The organism is Pseudomonas sp. TE6288 (assembly GCF_054062095.1).
This window is the reverse complement of sequence record NZ_JBSSEW010000010.1, coordinates 95,053-109,203: the sequence shown is the minus strand read 5'-3', so window position 1 is coordinate 109,203 and position 14,151 is coordinate 95,053. Positions and strand designations below refer to the sequence as shown.

General features: G+C 53.4%; 14 protein-coding genes and 1 tRNA gene. 4 read left to right on the top strand and 11 right to left on the bottom strand.

Going from position 1 to position 14,151, the window contains the following annotated elements; translation table 11 throughout:
- Positions 1–518: 518 nt before the first annotated feature.
- Together ACVWY1_RS12310 and ACVWY1_RS12305 are read left to right on the top strand one after the other, a co-directional pair.
- Positions 519–1,082, top strand: a complete 564-nt coding sequence (locus ACVWY1_RS12310) for a hypothetical protein (RefSeq protein WP_028692035.1) — start codon at positions 519–521, stop codon at positions 1,080–1,082.
- Positions 1,079–1,468, top strand: a complete 390-nt coding sequence (locus ACVWY1_RS12305) for a hypothetical protein (protein ID WP_186715410.1) — start codon at positions 1,079–1,081, stop codon at positions 1,466–1,468. The genes ACVWY1_RS12310 and ACVWY1_RS12305 overlap by 4 nt, the downstream gene beginning before the upstream one ends.
- Positions 1,469–1,582: 114 nt before the next feature.
- On the opposite strand, the gene ACVWY1_RS12300 is transcribed toward ACVWY1_RS12305, so the two are convergent.
- Together ACVWY1_RS12300 and ACVWY1_RS12295 are read right to left on the bottom strand one after the other, a co-directional pair.
- Positions 1,583–2,047 (bottom strand): DUF6998 domain-containing protein, encoded by a 465-nt coding sequence (locus tag ACVWY1_RS12300; protein ID WP_277503476.1) that lies wholly within the window; start codon positions 2,045–2,047, stop codon positions 1,583–1,585.
- A gap of 147 nt (positions 2,048–2,194) precedes the next feature.
- Positions 2,195–2,419 carry a DUF3077 domain-containing protein gene (locus tag ACVWY1_RS12295; protein WP_277503475.1) on the bottom strand — a complete coding sequence of 75 codons (225 nt, stop codon included), beginning with the start codon at positions 2,417–2,419 and terminating at the stop codon, positions 2,195–2,197.
- 589 nt (positions 2,420–3,008) lie between these two features.
- Between ACVWY1_RS12295 and ACVWY1_RS12290 the strand changes: the two genes are divergently transcribed.
- A complete protein-coding gene (locus ACVWY1_RS12290) occupies positions 3,009–3,251 on the top strand; it encodes a hypothetical protein (RefSeq protein WP_277503474.1) in 243 nt (80 codons plus the stop codon).
- A 139-nt stretch (positions 3,252–3,390) separates the two neighbouring features.
- Positions 3,391–3,660 (top strand): DUF3077 domain-containing protein, encoded by a 270-nt coding sequence (locus tag ACVWY1_RS12285; protein WP_277503473.1) that lies wholly within the window; start codon positions 3,391–3,393, stop codon positions 3,658–3,660.
- A gap of 99 nt (positions 3,661–3,759) precedes the next feature.
- On the opposite strand, the gene ACVWY1_RS12280 is transcribed toward ACVWY1_RS12285, so the two are convergent.
- The 9 genes from ACVWY1_RS12280 to pheT form a co-directional block, all read right to left on the bottom strand.
- Positions 3,760–4,857, bottom strand: a complete 1,098-nt coding sequence (locus ACVWY1_RS12280) for a PIN-like domain-containing protein (RefSeq protein ID WP_277503472.1) — start codon at positions 4,855–4,857, stop codon at positions 3,760–3,762.
- 3 nt (positions 4,858–4,860) lie between these two features.
- Positions 4,861–5,382 carry a hypothetical protein gene (locus ACVWY1_RS12275; protein WP_277503471.1) on the bottom strand — a complete coding sequence of 174 codons (522 nt, stop codon included), beginning with the start codon at positions 5,380–5,382 and terminating at the stop codon, positions 4,861–4,863.
- Positions 5,382–7,055 (bottom strand): DEAD/DEAH box helicase family protein, encoded by a 1,674-nt coding sequence (locus ACVWY1_RS12270; RefSeq protein ID WP_277503470.1) that lies wholly within the window; start codon positions 7,053–7,055, stop codon positions 5,382–5,384. Before ACVWY1_RS12270 ends, ACVWY1_RS12275 begins: the two co-directional genes overlap by 1 nt.
- Positions 7,055–9,379 carry an ATP-binding protein gene (locus ACVWY1_RS12265; RefSeq protein ID WP_277503469.1) on the bottom strand — a complete coding sequence of 775 codons (2,325 nt, stop codon included), beginning with the start codon at positions 9,377–9,379 and terminating at the stop codon, positions 7,055–7,057. The genes ACVWY1_RS12270 and ACVWY1_RS12265 overlap by 1 nt, the downstream gene beginning before the upstream one ends.
- Positions 9,380–9,498: 119 nt before the next feature.
- Entirely contained in the window at positions 9,499–10,713 is a 1,215-nt protein-coding gene (locus ACVWY1_RS12260; RefSeq protein WP_277503468.1) for a DNA cytosine methyltransferase, read from the bottom strand.
- Between the two features lie 225 nt (positions 10,714–10,938).
- Positions 10,939–11,015: transfer RNA gene (locus ACVWY1_RS12255), tRNA-Pro, on the bottom strand.
- A gap of 102 nt (positions 11,016–11,117) precedes the next feature.
- Positions 11,118–11,474, bottom strand: coding sequence for a MerR family transcriptional regulator (locus tag ACVWY1_RS12250; RefSeq protein WP_023629031.1), 357 nt, complete (start codon positions 11,472–11,474; stop codon positions 11,118–11,120).
- Positions 11,455–11,757, bottom strand: coding sequence for an integration host factor subunit alpha (gene ihfA / locus ACVWY1_RS12245; RefSeq protein WP_009394049.1), 303 nt, complete (start codon positions 11,755–11,757; stop codon positions 11,455–11,457). The genes ACVWY1_RS12250 and ihfA overlap by 20 nt, the downstream gene beginning before the upstream one ends.
- Before the next feature lie 4 nt (positions 11,758–11,761).
- Positions 11,762–14,143, bottom strand: a complete 2,382-nt coding sequence (pheT, locus tag ACVWY1_RS12240; RefSeq protein ID WP_457378325.1) for a phenylalanine--tRNA ligase subunit beta — start codon at positions 14,141–14,143, stop codon at positions 11,762–11,764.
- Positions 14,144–14,151 lie beyond the last annotated feature (8 nt).

Below are 14,151 nucleotides of genomic sequence, written 5' to 3'. Positions count from 1 at the left end.
ACCTCACTTTAGTAGCTCAGGGGCCACAATATTAGAGGGACGCTCAAGATTAGCTTGCGCCCGGGCCCGAAGATGAGCCGTCCGACTCAGCAACGATGCCGGGATGGGCTGGATACATTCCGCGTGCTCGGTAATGTCAGCGTGCACAAGCTCGAGAAAGGCTTTTTTAGCCTCCTGCGCTTCGCGCTCGGCTAGAAGAGCCACTTTCAACCTTGATTTGGACATGTTTTGCTCCTTAATCCGGCCCCTGCGACAGCTGCCGCCTGTGCGGTCTGCCCAAGGGAATGTACAGCAGAATCACTTGAGGGAAATGAGGCACAAGCCCACCGTTACATGTTTCAGAACGGGACTACATACCCATTGCCGATCGATTGTGCTCTACCTATTCACGGACGCTCTGTTTACCGCACCTGAACCCCACACAGGCCTTTAGCCATTAGCACAACCGCCCTAATCGACCCTGCTCACTCAGCGCTCGTATAGTTCCTTCTTGATTACAAAAACCAGGAAAGGACTCCATGGGCCACAAACTTCCACCCCTCTGCCAATGGCTGGCCATCCTGGCCCTCACCTGCAGCACCCCGGCCCTCGCCGCCCCCGCCTCAGGCGACTACTGGATCATCTACGGCAAAGGCGAACGCCTGCACAACGAGGTCTACGTTGCCGATGCCGCCGGCATCCTGCAAAAACCCGGTGGCGTGCAATCGGCCCAAGTCATGCAGCTGTTCGAAGACCCGGCCTTCCCGACCCTTGCCGCCTACGAGGTGCAGGTCAAATGCAAACAGCGCCAGATCCGCCTGGACAGCGCCCGGGCGATACGTCGCTTCGACGGCGCCGTGCGCGATGTGAAAACCAACGCAAAAGACTGGGCCGCACCAAAGGACTACTGGCTGCAGCGCACCTTCGCCTTCGTCTGCGCCCCCGACAACCGCGCGCGCAACCAGATGCTGTCGATCGGCAAGATGCCGGCGGCGAAGATGGTCGCCACCATCCAGGCCATGTTCATCCAGTTGATTGGCGTGCAGGCCAACAGCCAGGCGGTGCAGGAGCTGGACGACATGCTGGCGAACACCCCACGATGAGCACACGCCCTCTGCTGGTCCTTGGCCTGTTGCTGCCTGCGCTGGCCGGCTGTATCCCGACCCTGCCGGAGCTGATGGCGGGCAACCAATGGCAAGGCCGCGACGCCAAGCAGGCCATCGACTTCTTCGGCCCACCCATGCGCATGGAGCCGTTGCCCGACGGCGCTGGGGTGCAGTTGGGCTGGTACCGCGATACCACCTACGTGCAAAAGGAGGTGGTCGGCAGCACCGCCGAGATGCAAGGCAACGTGATGGTCCATACCAACTACTGGGACGACGTGGCCCATCCTGGCGGCTGCACGATCCTGATGTCGGTGAACAAGGCGCGGCAGATCAACGACTTTTCCACCAAGGGCCGCTGTAACGGGGTGAACCTGGCACCATAGCGACAAGTCGAAAAACAAATCCTGTGGGAGCGGGCTTGCCCGCGAACACCGGCGCAGCCGGTGCCATCTAACTTCGTAGCGAAATGGGGGCCTACCCTGCCAAACCAGCCCCGCTCAACGCCGCGGTATCCGATCCTGCTCAGCCACCATGCCATTTAGCCGCCTGAGCATGGCCATCAGATTCCCATGCAACCCCGTACGCGTAGGCCTACGCCCAGCCAGTTGCTGCTGAATCAAGTAGCCCGGACCGTTGTAGACCTCTTCAAACGTGCCGTCCCGGTTCATGCGAATACCGAGGTAATAGTCAGGCACGTGGTGCACGGGGAATGTCAGTGTGGTGCCGAAGGTGGTCTTGATCTGCACATTACGCCCCGCATCACAAAGCGCATCGTGGTGCCTGGTGAGCCCGTCATTGAGCGTCAGCCTGTACGCCAGGCTCGCCACCACCTCGCCGATATCACCGACCAACCTGCCGTCCAGGGTAAAAGGCTTGCCAGGATAGGCCGCCTGCAGTTGCCCAACAGCGGCGAATAGATCATGCAGTGCGTTTTTGATCTTCAGTTCAATGGTCGCATCCATGGGCGGGCCTATAGCGAAAGTGGTGTCGTCGGCGGTACAGCGCACAACCTTGCTCGGTAGCGCTGGATTAGTGCAGCTGAATATTCCCTCACAACGTCAGAATGGGAAAGCGCCCAGGCAACATTGCCCGGGCGATGTACTCAATCGCTATTCGGCCGGCAAACGAACCGTCAGCCCATGATTCACATCCTGGGCCAACGCCTTGGCCATGCCACTGAGGTAATGCACCGCCGTCAGCAGCGTAGGCAGATGATCAGTCTCCACCATCGCCAGATCACTGATCTTGTGCACCGCACACATCAGGACGGTCGCCTGCTCCACCGCATGGTCCAGCGGATGCCCCGCCACGACGCGGAACAGCGGGTCTTGCACAGCCACCTCCCTGCCATCGCCTAACTTAGTACAGACAGTCCTACCGGCATGGCGATGCTCAACCATTAAACCATTGATGCGATGCTTACCTACACAATCCATGCGGCAATTATCACCTGTTCGCGGTTAGGCATAGACCGACCACTTGCCCACGAATGCTGTAACACGCTTCACCCCCCTCGTAAAATCGGGTGCCTCGGGTGATAGTTATGGAAATGTCGGCTTATGCAGAGCAAAAAGATTAGGCGTTGAAGGTGTTGAGTTCGTGAAAAATCAGATTTAGCCCCTTCCTTGTAGTCCATTTCCCAAAGATACTCTCTCCGCTGATTTTCCGTTGCACGCGCAAACAGTGAGCTCTAGTCTCGGCATGTCGTTGCTATTCAACGACCGGGTTTAGCCGCCCGACATCGTCAGACACCACAGCCGTGCAATGCCGAGTAATCGACATCTGCGCCTTTATGGCGGCTGTACGTGGGGCACCTTCGGGTGCGCCGGGTGCCTGACGTCCCGGTCGGCTAACCCGCGTACAGCTGCCACCTATTCGTTTAGCCGCGTTTGGTGGTTGCTCCATCACGACAGGAGCCACACCATGCTTAAGATCGTTCCCGATCCTCCTCACAATATGCTCATCCTTGAAGACATCCTGATCCAGGCCACTGACCATGCACTGTGTGCGGAAACAGTTGTGCAACAGGCGTTGTTATTACAGCCTAAGTCGCCGGTGTCGATTCTGGTGATGACCGCGATGCATGAGATAGAGGCGCTGAAAGCATTGCTTGAGTCTGCGCTGATCCAGTTACAGGTGCCAACTGAGCCTAGGGGCATTTATTAAAATTCAAGTGAAATAACACTTGCATTGGCCCTGCTCACCAAAAACCACTACAGCACTTTGCGCATAGTAAAAAACCCTGAACGCACGAGCTATTTTTAGGAACTTAGTATAAATAGTACATAACCAGGGAGAATGAATAATGGCTTCAGACGACACCAAGTTTACCGTTGGAAAAACCATATTCTACCAGGGCGAAAAACAGACCTACCCGTTATTCCGTATCGAAGCTGGCATACCTTGCCAGCACGCACGTGAACAAGCTTCCGAACTAATGGGCTGCGCACGTGATTTGACTATTGACGGCCTGATGGAGGATAAGCCGCAGCTAATCTGGGCCTCTCATTACCTCTGCGCTTTGGCTAAGGCATTAATGGATGACGCCGAACTAGGCATGACGCATAAAGCATAACACTTTACGCCCCAGGAGCGCTTTCAGAGAATACATTAACCACTTAACTCTGAAGGCGCCGAGCGGGTGAAGTTAGCCAGACTAAACCGCCCAGTAAACTCAACCCAAAACATCACCGGAAGAGTGAGTAGACATCGACTTTAAACTAGAAATCTGCTTATTAAGCTCATCTAACCGAGAACGCAACACAGCCAGATCAGCAGTCGTTGAATTTATGTAACCCGGCGTTCCAGAAATCATTCCAATCAGCTGATCTCGCTCATCCTCCAAGATCGTAATCTGATCATGAAAAAACAAATTTGAGCTAGCATTCTGATGCAAACGTGCTTGCTCGTCAGCAAGGAGGCTTTTAGTTACCAAGTCAAAATTAGAGTTAATTACTGGAAAGTGCTCCGCAGCAAACCTTAAAAACTGACCGAACTCATACATATGAAAATCCTGACCAACCTCCAGCTTAAACTCTTCTATCAGCTCCGGACGAGGACCAATCTTTCTACCTCTGTGAATCCACCACCAGTCTTCCTTTGCATCATCAGTAATAAAAACTACAGATCGATTTTCAGCTTTTGCCTTGCATATGATCTCTCTCCATATGATGAGGTCCCCAAATCTATCGTAGCCTGTACAATCCTTTTTTTCATCTTTGTAGCCCGGAGGGATTTTTTTTGCATAACGATCCTCACCTTCCTTTTTTATCGCAATTAGTTTCTCCGTCGACAGTCTCAGCCCAACTTTACCTTCGAAAACTTTGGTAAGCCGATCCACCGCCTTAGAAATCTCTTCTTTTGGATGGGAGTCTCGTGCCGCCTCCATTCGCCCTCTGAAGTCAGAAATATACATTTCTAGCGCTGACAACTCTCTATCTACATCAATAGTGGGATGCGCTCTAAGCTGCCGAAATCGGTCACGTGACTTTTCAACAATTGACTCTTGATCTCTGATTAAAGACTCATACGCATCAATTGCACCATACTCAACGCCAAGTCGATTTTTGTGAAACTCAAGACCTACCTGATACGGAAGCCATAGAGAACCACTCAATGCTTCAAAAACCCCCAACAACCTGTCACGAACTTTCGCCGGGTGGCGCAAACAATGCAGCAATACGTTCGTATCTGGAATGAACAGGCCTTCATTCCATATCCTTTCAATTTGAACGCTATCTTTACCATACCACCCAGCGAAAGTATCACGCATAATTTAGTCCAACCATGCAATTTTTTTAATACCTAGCCGCAAAGAGGCTTCAACCACCAATTTCCTCGATGACTCATCACTTGTTTTACCGGTCTCTAGAAGAACAACACCATGGGAGACACCTCCATTGTTTATAGCGCGCTCAAACGCGGCCATTAGAACCAACTTCCAGTCTCTACTCTTACCCCAGCAGACGACTCGCCCATCATCTAACTGACAACCGTGTGGTTTAATAAAAGTCCCGCTCACATCTCTTGGTGGAGACATATCTAAAGCTCGCCATATATCATCCTCCGCAGCCAGCAGCTTAGCGCGCTCGTATGGCTTTATAAGAGAGTCCTTGATGTAAACACGAACCTTTCTCGGATCCATAAAGTGAGCTAGTTGGCCGCCAACGTCCGGATCTTTAGTCCACCTCTCATAGAGCTTAGAGCGATCCAAATCATTAAGTGAAGACCAACCTATTTGATCAGCAAGCGACCAAATTTTATCCCTAATGGATATCCTAATCTTCTCAGGAAGCATCACTGCACCGTTCCTCGATTATGAGGCCTTGGAAACTCAAAAGCCGGTAGTTCAAGGACAGGATCACCCTCGCGCATAAATAGATCTGCCTGATCACGCATCCAATCCAGCATAAAACTCCCTGCGCTTTCATCGCGAAATTGCACAACACCAGGCAGCGAGAGTCTTTCAATATCTCCTCGCGCACTTTTCTCCAATTCAACAACCTCCGCAATCCGTCTCAGATCACTGACAAAATCCAAGACAACGACCTTCTTTTTCTTCGGGCTTATGCGGAGGCCTCGCCCGAGCTGCTGAACAAATATCCTGCGACTATGCGTTACACGCATAAATACAATCATGTCGACGTCTGGTACATCTACACCCTCATTGAATAAATCTCGAGTGGTGACAACATCCAAATGTCCCTTCCGAAACGCCGCCATCGTGCGATCTCGCTCTCGCGCCGTCATTTCACCTGTAATAGGCTGTGCCCGGAACCCAAATAATTGTAAAGTTGCTGCAAAGCTTTTTGCATGATGCACCGACGCGCAGAACACGATAACGGAGCGACGGCATTCCTTATCAAAACTTTCCCTTACAGCCCTTGCAGCTTCTTCGTCTCTGACCGGCATCAACAACAACTTATTCAGTTGCGAGACAGAATATTTATGACGGGAGCTTTTCTGAACAGCGTTCCAATCAACATTATCTGCAAGCAAACGATAGTCTGCCTCACATAAAAATCCGTTTTTCAGGCCGTCCGCTATACCGATTTGTATGACCGGCGACCCTAATAACTCGTCAATATCATAACCATCTCCTCGCCAAGGCGTGGCGGTAACTCCACCAATCATTGCACTTGAGAGACGTTGAGTTACGCGACGAAAAGTCTCCGAGCCAACATGGTGTGCCTCATCAATCAGAACCAAGCCGAAATCTGGAAGTTCATCGAGCTTAGACACAGCACTCTGAACAGTCGCAAATGTTATTCCATTCCATTCATCAGGCTTCTCACCAGCCATTAATCGATGGGTTTTCACCCACTTCGGGAGTTGGTCCCAAAAAGACCTTTGGAGCTGATCAACAAGTTCTCGCGTTCCCGCCAGCACCAATATTGCCCCTCCTGGCACAGCGTTATCCCGCAATAACTCCGAGACGCTCTCAGCTAGTACTACGGTTTTACCAAGACCAGTAGCAAGAACAACTTGAGCCCTCCCAGTTTCACGAAGAGAAGCCACAAATTTTCTCACCGCTTCGTCTTGATAGCTTCTCAATTCACGCCTGTGCGATGAATATTCGGGGCTTTTTCTGGCAAGCTCGATGAGTACAGAAGGGTCAAGTACATCTATCTTAATACCCAACGCCGCCCAACGTTTGATTGCTTCGTAAACTGCCGGGCCAGGCCTTCTATTCAAAGCAACATAAATTCTGTCAGCTTTGTAAAATCGAGCAGCCTCACCAACCTCATCCACGGCACTTGCGGAAGGATATCCAACAGTTGTGAACTTACACTGAACGACCCAAAGCTCGCCATTCTTCACACCCAGGACATCGGCGCCATGATCCCCAGAACCACCAACCAATCTAACATCCTGGAAGCCATTACATACAAGCAAGCGAGCAATATCGCGCTCGAATGCTTGCCATGTACCGTTTATAAGCCGGGAGGCGTCAAGATAAGATTCATTCATCAGTCAAAAGTATCCGATTTAAGAAGCCGAACAGAACATGTTGCCCTGACAATCACATCTCGGCTTGCGCGCTCAATGTCGGACGGCGACTGATTAATAATCCAGACCAAATCACGTAAGTATGCGTCATAACGAGTTCGCACAGACTCACGCACTTGACTAGTCACTACCACACTACCAAAATCTAGTGAAGTATACGCATCCTCCCAGAACTTACCATCTAGGAACAAATCAGGCCTGCGACTAAAGAAAGCTCTTATAGCCTCAGGATCAGCATACTCCCAAAAACGACCGTCAGAAATTAACGCCTTATGATCAGGAACGCCGCGATGAGCCATTCTCCGAACAATAACTTCTTTATCCCGCTCGTCCAACTCTTGGAATATATTGCTTCCTTCCGAATCCGGTATTAACTGAGGTATTGCACGAGCAAGATCCGAAATTACCGAAGATGCCGAGGCAATGATCTCCTGTGGATCCAAACGAGAATCAATGCAATATTGTTTTCGAAAATCAGCCAATACAAGCGCAAAAGGAGGCTCTTGAGCCTGCCCCTTCAAAAACTCTACCGTTCGATAAGTAAGCTCTATAAGCAATGCATCCATTGGCGTCATGGTGGTAGAGCGAAACATATCATGCGTCAAATCCACCATGAAGGCGTAAGTTCGGGTCGAAACATCTTCTAATTTCAACAGCCAGGGAAGACCAACTGGGAAGCCTGGATCTTTTGTATCTACACTATAAGCCTGCACCTCGTATTCAACTCGATATGTCGGATGAATGTATTTTCTCGACATTTCGTAAATTGGCCGATGGGCAAATACTGGAGCAGGCATTGGCTCAATCAGTATTTGATCAGTAACAACTCCTGGGGCTTCAGGGGTCGGAGACTCAACATCTAAAAAACCCTCCGGAAGCGAACTTTCATTTTCGCCTCCCACTTTTTCTCCTAGCACATCTCGATCTTGTTCAAGCACAAGCTCCCACCACCGATCATCGGCTAAATAGTCGGATTCACCCTGCTCAAAAAGATCCGCCATTTGCATGGCTCGGTCGTTGTCCTTTACCACCAGTACTCGTGACCATAATCCATTTTTTCCTTGCGGACTCGAACGCCGGAAAGCTTGAAATAGGCGATACAGAGGGCTATCGTTGCCTTCATAGCCACGCTGCCTTGCAACTATGGGGCGCAGCGGGCCTTCACCTCGCACTACCCTTATCATCTCGCTCCAGGCAGGGTCATCCCGCTCAAAGCGATCCTTTGTATAGCTTACACGGCAATGGTCAATATGGATTTCACCGACAAAGCGACCACGTCCACGCTGGTCGTCAGTCGGATACTCTACCTCCGAAACGTCTCCATCACTCCACTCAAATAGGTCTTTATTAGCAATCTCTATTTTTCGGCCATTACGAATAAAGTCGAGACCAAATTCAGTATTATGAAGATATCGCTGAAGTCCGATCCAACCATGAATCCGACGCTTCACTTCTACAATATTGCAACGCCCACTCGCCGTCGGGCAGACCTTCTCAGAAACCGCAAGCGTACGCATGCAACTTGTGCAATAAAGGCGAGAAGCTAGATTTAAATCAATATATTCAACCGCCCTAGCACATGAGCCATCTGGAAAGTTCACTACGCGACCTTCATTCCAGATACAGTGCCTACGCGGAGAAAGACGAACACCCCCCACTGTCAATCTGATTCTACCTGCTTCAGATTGCCCAAGTAAGGATGAATAAGTCCTGGCAAGATGCTTACGCATCGTCTTCTGGTTATTGCCTCTCGCCAAATACGACCTTTGATCTTGCTTGAGCCGACTTACTACAATGGTTGTGCCATGTGACGCATGATCAGCTTTAGGGCGAGTTTGCCGCGGGACCTTGAAACTTCTAGTAGCACTAAGTTCCTCAAGATCAATCCGCACACCTACTTCCTCAGCATCACCAGCACGTGTCGTCCAAACCTCAGTTACCAGGCCTAGACGAGCGGTAGCGATGTTGAAACCCATACCAAATAGGCCAAGATTGAATAAAGGATCATTACCTGACCAACCAGCTCTTACAGCATTTTCTAAAGACTCAAACGACATCCCTGGGCCGTTGTCCTTAATAGTGACTCTGGCGCTCTCATTATCCGCCATTGGCAGGGAAATAGATACTTCTGGGCCTTCAATGGGGGCACCGGCCCGCGTTGCATGCACAAATCCATCGATAGAGTTGTCAATCAACTCAGCCAAACAGCGCCATTGAGGTAGATTGATTTCACCCAGCATCTGCAAAATACGCGGGTCAGGTGTAAGATCGAATTCCTGTGCCATATTTTTCCCTACTAGAATTTTTTCTTGGGCGCATGGCGAGTACGCCCTACCCAGATTTCCTTGGCAAACATGATTTTTGAAGCGTCAGTATGTTAGCTGCTCTGTAGCTACATTCAGCTTCAGCGAAGCCGCTGAGCTATGGACACTGCCCCCCTAAGCTGCTCCGCCACACTCGCTGCAACCTGCTGCGCTAATAAAACTGGAACAGCATTACCCAATTGCCGCATAGTCTCTGACCAACTGCCATGAAACTTGAAGCTATCCGGAAAAGTCTGGATGCGCGCACTTTCCCTAACAGTAAAATAGCGGACCGACCCATCATCACGGACTAGCATATTCTCTCCACCCGGAACTCCATGCCCCCCCGCCTTGAGGGTCTTGGCTGGGAGATCGAGAGGACTACCTGTATGGCCTGGATACACCCTCGCCCCGGCCTGATAGAGATGATTGGGTATTGTAGACGAAGCAGAAGTGCAGGGATCAGGTAGATCGTAAATTGCATCTCGAACCGTTTGCCATGGAAGGGTGCTCAATCCATCTTTCTGATTTTTCAGCCGTTGAACCCTGGTCATGAGCTTTTCGGGGAGAATAGGAACTGGCAGCCCATGCCGACGCCAATAATTCCCAGTCACCCACTGATCGTAAAGCAATGCATCATAGCTGTGCGTAGGAGAGGGAAATTTCCAGCTGACATTGAGATCATTCCTAAAGCCAACCAAAAAAATTCGTTCCCGCTTCTGAGGGACGCCATAATCGGCCGCATTTACTAGAGTAGCCGTAACGTTATAGCTAAGTTCTGAACGGTGAAAACTAGCCATCTCTTGCTTAAGCCGACTATGATGTTCACTCCAATCTTCGTTATCGCGAGGTGGCAGCTCGGGGAACTGTAATTGTAGTTGGATGTAGTTGAAGTAGCTGGCAAAAGTTACCCTCGTAAGCCCTTTAACATTCTCAATAAGAAACGCCTGAGGCTTCAGCTGCCTGATCACATCCACTGTAGCTGGAAACATATCTCGCGTGTCACCCTGCGCCTTATGCTTTCCCCCGATGGAAAACGGCTGACATGGCGGCCCGCCGGCGAGTAACTCAATGCCTTCTGGCACAGTCGACCAGTCAAACGATCGGACATCACCCTCCTGGAGTTGCCAGCTCGCTAATAAAGGATGACCAAGCCGTTGATTCTCTCGAACGGTATCACAAGCCCATTTATCCCACTCAACGACAGCAAGGTGTTCAAAACCTGCAATCTCGCATCCCATGGCCAGGCCACCCGCCCCTGCGAATAGCTCTACTGATCTCATCGGATCGCCCCCAACATACTTTGTGAAATCCATGAAAAGCCAAATAGGGAGATACTACCAGCTAAAAACACGGGGCAAAATAGCTCCATGGCAGTTCGCTTCCACTTGCTCGTGACATTCAGCCAGGACTATAAAGCTTCACCATTATTAATAAATAGATTTACTCAATTGGCTCAACATTCACTGCATTTAGCTTAAGCCAATTAAAAAACACAAAAAAGCCCAGTCGTCACCGACTGGGCTTTTTCGTTTCAATAATGGTCGGGACGGAGTGATTCGAACACTCGACCCCTTGCACCCCATGCAAGTGCGCTACCGGGCTGCGCTACGCCCCGACAAGGCGGTTCTCAATGTTGCCGAGAACGAGAAGAAATGTACCCTAACCTTTTGATTAATGGAAGCTTTTTTTCAAAAAACTTTCCATTCGTCGGCTCTGATCACTTCTTGAGCACCACCAACACATCCTCCAACTCCGCAATCATCTGCCGAATCAGCTGCTTGTACTGGCTGGACTCATCCTTGACCTCATCACTGGAGAGCCGTAACCGCGCCCCGCCAATGGTAAAGCCCTGGTCGTACAGCAAAGCGCGGATCTGGCGGATCATCAGCACGTCCTGGCGCTGATAATACCGCCGGTTGCCACGGCGCTTCACCGGGTTGAGCTGCGTGAATTCCTGCTCCCAGTAGCGCAGCACGTGCGGTTTTACCGCACAGAGCTCGCTGACTTCACCGATGGTGAAGTAGCGTTTGCCCGGGATGGGGGGCAGCTCGTCGTTATGGCTTGGTTCCAGCATAGGCCTCTACCCGGGCTTTCAGCTTCTGCCCTGGACGAAAGGTGACGACGCGGCGCGCGGTGATCGGGATCTCTTCCCCTGTTTTAGGGTTGCGGCCCGGCCGCTGGCGTTTGTCGCGAAGGTCGAAGTTGCCGAAACCGGACAACTTGACCTGCTCGTTGTCTTCAAGCGCGTGCCGAATTTCTTCGAAAAACAGCTCGACCAGCTCCTTGGCCTCACGCTTGTTAAGCCCCAGCTCCTCGTACAGCCTTTCGGCCATCTCAGCTTTCGTCAGAGCACCCATGCCGTTATTTCCTTAACGTGGTGTTCAACCTTTGTTCAAGCGAGGTGAGGATGGTTTGCAGGGTTTCATTCACCTCATCGTCGTTAAGAGTGCGCGATGGATGTTGCCAGGTCAAGCCGACCGCCAGGCTTTTTCTATCAGGATCAATGCCTTTACCCTGGTAGACGTCAAACAGCCTGAGGTCTGTGAGCCATTCGCCCGCATTGTCACGAATTACTTCAAGCACCGAGCTAGAAGCTACATCACGTCCTGCGATCAAAGCCAGGTCACGACGGGTTTCCGGGAACTTGGACAGCTCGCTGAACTTCGGCAGGCGGCCTTCGACTACATCGCCGAGCACCAGCTCGAAGACGAACACCGGGCGGTCGAGGCCGAGGGTCTTGGCCAGCTCGGGGTGGATGGCGCCGAGATAGCCGACTTCCTTGCCGTCGCGCTCGATGCGGGCGGTCTGGCCGGGGTGCAGGGCCGGGTGCTTGCCGGCGGCGAAGGTGAAGTCACTCAGGGCACCGGAGTAACCCAGCAGGGCTTCCACATCGGCTTTGACGTCGAAGAAGTCGATGCTGTCGCGGCCGTTGGCCCAGCCTTCCGGCAGGCGGCTGCCGGTGACGACGCCGGCGATCATCGGTTGCTGCTTGAGGTCACCGAGCTGGCCGACGAAGCGCAGGCCGCTTTCGAACAGGCGCACGCGGTCTTGCTGGCGGTTGAGGTTGTGCTGCATGGCCTTGACCAGGCCCGGCCACAACGAGGCGCGCATGGCGGCCATGTCGTTGGAGATCGGGTTGGCCAGCAGAAGCGGCTCGACGCCTGGTGTGAACAGCTCGAACAGTTTCGGGTCGATGAAGCTGTAGGTGATGGCTTCCTGGTAGCCGCGGGCAACCAGCAGGCGGCGCAGGTTCGGCAGCTCGCCACGGGTTTCCGGGCGGGCTTGCGGGGCCAGGCGGGCCTGCGGGTAGCGGACCGGCAGGTTGTTGTAGCCGTACAGGCGGGCCAGCTCTTCGATCAGGTCGACTTCCAGGCTGACGTCGAAGCGGTGGCTTGGGACGGTGACAGTCCACTCCCCTGCCCCACTTGCACTGGTGTTCAGCTCCAGGGCGTTGAGCAGCTGCTCGACCTGGGCGGCTTGCATTTGCATGCCGAGCATCTGGGTGATGCGTTCGTCGCGCAGGGTGATCGGCGCGATGTTCGGCAGGTGCTGCTCGCTCACGGCTTCGACTACGGGGCCGGCTTCGCCGCCGACGATCTCCAGCACCAGGGCGGTGGCGCGCTCCATGGCTTCACGGGCCAGTTGCGAATCCACGCCGCGCTCATAGCGGTGCGAGGCGTCGGTGTGCAGGCCGTAGGAACGGGCCTTGCCGGCGACGGAGATCGGCTCAAAGAAGGCGCTCTCGAGGAACAGGTCGCGGGTCTTCTCGGTGTTGACGCCGCTGTGCTCGCCACCCATCACGCCGGCAATGGCCAGGGCGCGGGTGTGGTCGGCGATCACCAGGGTGTCGGCGCGCAGGGCAACTTCCTGGCCGTCCAGCAGGACGAGTTTCTCGCCCTCCTCGGCCATGCGTACGCGGATGCCGCCGTTGATTTCGGCGAGGTCGAAGGCGTGCATCGGCTGGCCGAGTTCGAGCATCACGTAGTTGGTGATGTCGACGGCGGCGTCGATGCTGCGCACGTCGCTGCGGCGCAGGCGCTCGACCATCCACAGCGGGGTCGGCTTGCTCAGGTCGACGTTGCGGATCACGCGGCCCAGGTAGCGCGGGCAGGCGGCCGGGGCGCTGACTTCGACCGGGCGCACTTCGTCGTGGGCAGCCGGTACGGCTGGCACCACCGGGCGGGTGACCGGCACGTCGTACAGGGCGCTGACGTCACGGGCAAGGCCGGCGATGGACAGGCAGTCGCCGCGATTCGGGGTCAGGCCGATCTCAATGCTGGCGTCGTCCAGGTTCAGGTACTGACGGATGTCCTGGCCAACCGGGGCGTCGGCGGCCAGTTCCAGCAGGCCGTCGTTCTCGTCGCTGATCTGCAGTTCGGAAGCCGAGCAGAGCATGCCGAAGGATTCGACGCCGCGCAGCTTGGCCTTCTTGATCTTGAAGTCGCCCGGCAGTTCGGCGCCGATCATGGCGAACGGGATCTTGATGCCTGGGCGGGCATTCGGGGCGCCGCAGACCACCTGGAAGGTCTCTGCGCCGTTGCTTACCTGGCACACGCGCAGCTTGTCGGCGTCCGGGTGTTGTTCGGTGGTGAGGATCTCGCCCACCACGATGCCGCTGAACTGGCCGGCAGCAGGGGTCACGCTGTCGACTTCGAGGCCGGCCATGGACAGGCGGGCGACCAGTTCGTCACGGGAGACTTGCGGGTTTACCCAACCGCGCAGCCACTGTTCACTGAATTTCATGCTGTTCT

Coding starts and splice junctions, on each gene's coding strand:
- ACVWY1_RS12310 (WP_028692035.1), top strand. CDS start 519: ATGGGCCACAAACTTCCACCCCTCTGCCAATGGCTGGCCATCCTGGCC.
- ACVWY1_RS12305 (WP_186715410.1), top strand. CDS start 1,079: ATGAGCACACGCCCTCTGCTGGTCCTTGGCCTGTTGCTGCCTGCGCTG.
- ACVWY1_RS12300 (WP_277503476.1), bottom strand. CDS start 2,047: ATGGATGCGACCATTGAACTGAAGATCAAAAACGCACTGCATGATCTA.
- ACVWY1_RS12290 (WP_277503474.1), top strand. CDS start 3,009: ATGCTTAAGATCGTTCCCGATCCTCCTCACAATATGCTCATCCTTGAA.
- ACVWY1_RS12285 (WP_277503473.1), top strand. CDS start 3,391: ATGGCTTCAGACGACACCAAGTTTACCGTTGGAAAAACCATATTCTAC.
- ACVWY1_RS12280 (WP_277503472.1), bottom strand. CDS start 4,857: ATGCGTGATACTTTCGCTGGGTGGTATGGTAAAGATAGCGTTCAAATT.
- ACVWY1_RS12275 (WP_277503471.1), bottom strand. CDS start 5,382: ATGCTTCCTGAGAAGATTAGGATATCCATTAGGGATAAAATTTGGTCG.
- ACVWY1_RS12270 (WP_277503470.1), bottom strand. CDS start 7,055: ATGAATGAATCTTATCTTGACGCCTCCCGGCTTATAAACGGTACATGG.
- ACVWY1_RS12265 (WP_277503469.1), bottom strand. CDS start 9,379: ATGGCACAGGAATTCGATCTTACACCTGACCCGCGTATTTTGCAGATG.
- ACVWY1_RS12260 (WP_277503468.1), bottom strand. CDS start 10,713: ATGGATTTCACAAAGTATGTTGGGGGCGATCCGATGAGATCAGTAGAG.
- ACVWY1_RS12250 (WP_023629031.1), bottom strand. CDS start 11,474: ATGCTGGAACCAAGCCATAACGACGAGCTGCCCCCCATCCCGGGCAAA.
- ihfA (WP_009394049.1), bottom strand. CDS start 11,757: ATGGGTGCTCTGACGAAAGCTGAGATGGCCGAAAGGCTGTACGAGGAG.
- pheT (WP_457378325.1), bottom strand. CDS start 14,143: ATGAAATTCAGTGAACAGTGGCTGCGCGGTTGGGTAAACCCGCAAGTC.